The sequence below is a fragment of the Helicobacter valdiviensis genome, from assembly GCF_003245365.1.
GTDB lineage: Bacteria > Campylobacterota > Campylobacteria > Campylobacterales > Helicobacteraceae > Helicobacter_D > Helicobacter_D valdiviensis.
The window spans coordinates 1-3780 of record NZ_NBIU01000061.1 but is presented as its reverse complement, the minus strand read 5'-3'; the positions used below and the strand labels follow the sequence as shown (position 1 = coordinate 3780).

Sequence of the window (3780 nt, the reverse complement as noted above, 5' to 3'; positions counted from 1 at the left end):
ACAAAGAAGATTTAAGTTCTTTAGGGGATTTAAGTATAAAATATAATCATTATAATGCAAAGATTAAAAATTATTCTTTATTAGAAGAAAGTTTAAATATCAAATTAGAACTTAAAGAGATTAAAAAAGAAAATATTTATAAAGATAAAAGCTTTAATGAGCTTTCAAAAGAACCTTTAAGCCAATCTTCATCAACTCCCAAAGAACCCAGCTTTATCACTTTATACCTAAAAGATGAACATAATAATCCCATTGCTAATGCAAAAATTATCATAAAAGGTTTTAGACATGATGAGAATTTAGGAGCAATCAATCTAAAAAGACGCAGTGATGAAAAGGGTAAGATAAGATTTGATAAAGAAAAGTATTTTAGTGACTGTTATAGCTTTAAAGTAAAGCTTGATGGAAATGAAGCCTTTTTTCCTACTCCTTTACAAAATGCTAAAAGGGTATTTAATAATTACATTGAACATAAAAGTGGACTCATACTTAAATTTAGAGCTAAAGATTATTTAGTTTATGATGGATTTAATGTCTATCATTACAAAGGAAATGATTTAATTAATTCTTATATGGCAAGAAGTGGCACCGCTAAAGCAGACAATGAAAAAAGAAGCGATAAACAAATTGCAAATTATTTTTACCAAGATGAAAATGATGCAAGCAAAGGTAAAAAAGCTTATTTTTACTATGATAATGAAAGCATTAAAGATAGATTTGGAACTTTGCCTGAAGGGGAGTATTATTTAAAGATGAGTGAAATAGCAAAAGATACTAATCCTAGCTTTTTACAAAAATATCCTTTTGTAATAGGAAAAACTTGGGGAAAATATTGTGTGAGATTATATACAGATAAAGAATGCTCCAAAACCTCAAAAGAAGTCAAAATAGAAGAAAATCAAGATAAAGAAAACAAAGATAAAAAAGAACAGTATATCATAAAAGACAATCTATATCTTTATAGCATTAATGAAAAAGGAGAATTTGGAAGTAGCGGTAGTATAGGTATGGCACAAGCTGAATTATTGGAGAATTTAAGTAAACAAGCTAAGTTTGCACAAAATGAAGAGGAAAATATAGTCTCACTTAAAGTAGCTTACCCTGAAAAAATAGATAATAAAATTATATTTGTAGGGAAAGTTTATGGATAAAACACTAATATTTCATGAAAATTCCCATATTGATTTAAATGCTTCTTTTGCACCAGGAACTTATGTAGAATTGCAATTAGAAAAAGAAAGCGATAAAACGCTAAAATGGAGTTATATAGAGTGCAATAGTGAGCAAAAAAAGCAAGATTTACTTGATTCTAATTATCCTATTATGAATAATGAGCTTAAATTGATAGATGGTTTTAAAGGTGATATTTGTGGATTTCATTTACCTATAAATAGAGATAATGAACCCATAGAAGACACAAAAGATTATAAATATTACATCATAGTCTTTGCTTATGATGAAAAAAAGGTTATGCCTAGCTTAGAAGATTTTCATATAGTTATAGATATGAGCTTTAGAGTAGGAGTTGGAAAAGATGAGAGTGTGGAAGAAAGCAAGCTATCTAGTGGCTTAAAATCTGATACTGATTTTATAGAGGAATGGAAAAAGTTAAATTTAATAGCTGATTTTTATGAAGCTTACAACTTTATACTCATAATGATCTTTATATATAAAAACGATTGGGATAATTTTATGGCAAATCCAATGAGTTATCCTCAACTTGCAGGAAAAATTGCTTATATTTATTATAGATTTGATTTTAGAAAAATATATCATCAAATTAAATTAAAAGATGATATGCAAATGAAGTATAAAAATTATTTTCAAGACTTAAAATACTACGAAGAAACAATTAAGATGGTGGTTAAAAAACATAATTACAAATCAACTCAAACTTATCCTGTGCAATGGTGGGAAAGATTAATTAAAGAAGTTTGCAATGAATTTAAAATAAATACAAAAATTGAATTTATTCCAATGAAAGATTATGAATACGGTTTATATGATAATTTAAGTTACGCAATAAATATAAATGTAAATAAGATAGGAAGCACGCAAGAAATATTAAAGACAATCGTTCATGAAATACGCCACGCCTATATGCATCAAAAAGAACTTAAAAACGATGCTTTGCAAAGATATATGTATTTTACTTACAAAAAAGTTTATTTTAATGCAGAACAAATATATTTGGATAAGAATAAGACTAAAGATGTGTATTATTTTCAGCCAAGTGAAGCAGAGGCTAGAGCAATAGAAAACAATATAATCAAGGAAATACAATGAGATTTATCGAGCCAGACTTAGAAAAACATAAGTATTTTTTACAAACCAGAAAAGAGCCTTTTGCTATTTATTTAGCCATCAATACTAATATTAAAAGCTTTAATAATATTTGTCCTAGCGAGGAAAATTCGTGGTATTTTCGCAGTAAAGAAATTCTAGAAAATTCTCTTAATAATTTTTATAACCCAAAATTTGGTATATATCTAGGTAAAATTATATTTGATAAAAAAGGCAATAAACTTATGCCAAAATACATACCCACTAAATTTGAAAATTTAGAAGAAGAACTTAAAAAGATAAAAAATCCTTTATGGCTTGCTAATAAAAACCCTAATTATATTAAGCCTAAACCATTGAAACCTATGAAACCTAAAACAAAAGAAAGTTCTTCAGAAGATCTAAGTCAATTGGAGTTAGCAATACAAGATGTAGTGGTAAGTCGTGGCGATTATAGAATAACTACTCCAAACAACCTAGAATATCAATGCAAAATAGAAAAAGATACAACCATTTTAAATCAAGAGCAAATTATTTCTTATGTGAATGCAATTCATAGTAAAAATGTAAATATGATAAAAAATTATATTGATACAATCAATAAAGATTATGGCATAAAGCCTTTTGTATTTAGTGATGAAATTTATGATGAACTAGGAAATCTTGGCATTCTTACAAAAGAGCAAGCAAATAAATTTAAAGATAAGAGTTATATTAAACAAGAACCAATACTACTTACTATGCTTGATTATCTAGCCAAACAAAATAAAAAAGATGAAGATTATTTAATAAGCTTTAATGATGAATATTTTTATGCTTATTTGGTTTGGAGTTTGAAGGATTTCTTATTAAAGCTTTCTTTAGGTATATTTCAAGATGAAACCAAGCTTCTTTTTAATCCTGCAGCTTATATGGATGATACAAAAATACATTATAGAAATTTAGACCAAGAAGTGAATAAGCGTTATGAAAAAATATTGTTTGATATAGGATTTGGAAAAAGAGGTGTTTATGATGTTTATTTTGATGATTATTATAGTTATAGCTTTGGTAATAATGGTATTTTTAAATTTAGCATAGATGATTATTTTGCTTATGATGAAATAGGAGTAAAAGCTTACGAGTATGAATATAAAATTGGACAGCCTCCTAAAGTTATAGGTTTTGATAACTCTAAAAGCCCTTTTGATAGCCCTAATTTTGTTTATTCTGATGGTAATTATCATGGAAGTAAAAAGCTTGTTCCCTCTGCTTTAGGAAAGTATTATTTTGAACTTTCTTATCAAGAAGAAGTTTATATAGAACTTTTACGCCCTTATTATCCAAGCATAAAAGATTTACCAAAAGGTTGGGATAATAAAATGCTAGAAAAAGCAAATTTAAAATTATAGTTATAGATATGAGCTTTAGATAATAATGGGAAAGAGATGCGAGAATTTGTGCTTGTAAATTTATGCAGGAATAACAACAATGAATATAATCATACCAGATTTTGAA

3 protein-coding genes are annotated in these 3780 nt (G+C 26.9%); all 3 read left to right on the top strand.

Annotated elements, in window-relative coordinates:
• Positions 1-1151: hypothetical protein (locus B6S12_RS10310; RefSeq protein WP_245892654.1), on the top strand; the 1151-nt coding region annotated here is incomplete at its 5' end.
• Positions 1144-2286: a hypothetical protein gene (locus B6S12_RS10305; protein ID WP_111230691.1), complete on the top strand. Its 1143-nt coding sequence runs from the start codon at positions 1144-1146 to the stop codon at positions 2284-2286. The genes B6S12_RS10310 and B6S12_RS10305, both read left to right, overlap by 8 nt.
• On the top strand, positions 2283-3674 hold the full coding sequence (locus tag B6S12_RS10300) for a hypothetical protein (RefSeq protein WP_111230690.1): 1392 nt from the start codon (positions 2283-2285) through the stop codon (positions 3672-3674). Before B6S12_RS10305 ends, B6S12_RS10300 begins: the two co-directional genes overlap by 4 nt.
• The last annotated feature ends 106 nt before the right edge of the window (positions 3675-3780 follow it).

Coding starts and splice junctions, on each gene's coding strand:
- B6S12_RS10305 (WP_111230691.1), top strand. CDS start 1,144: ATGGATAAAACACTAATATTTCATGAAAATTCCCATATTGATTTAAAT.
- B6S12_RS10300 (WP_111230690.1), top strand. CDS start 2,283: ATGAGATTTATCGAGCCAGACTTAGAAAAACATAAGTATTTTTTACAA.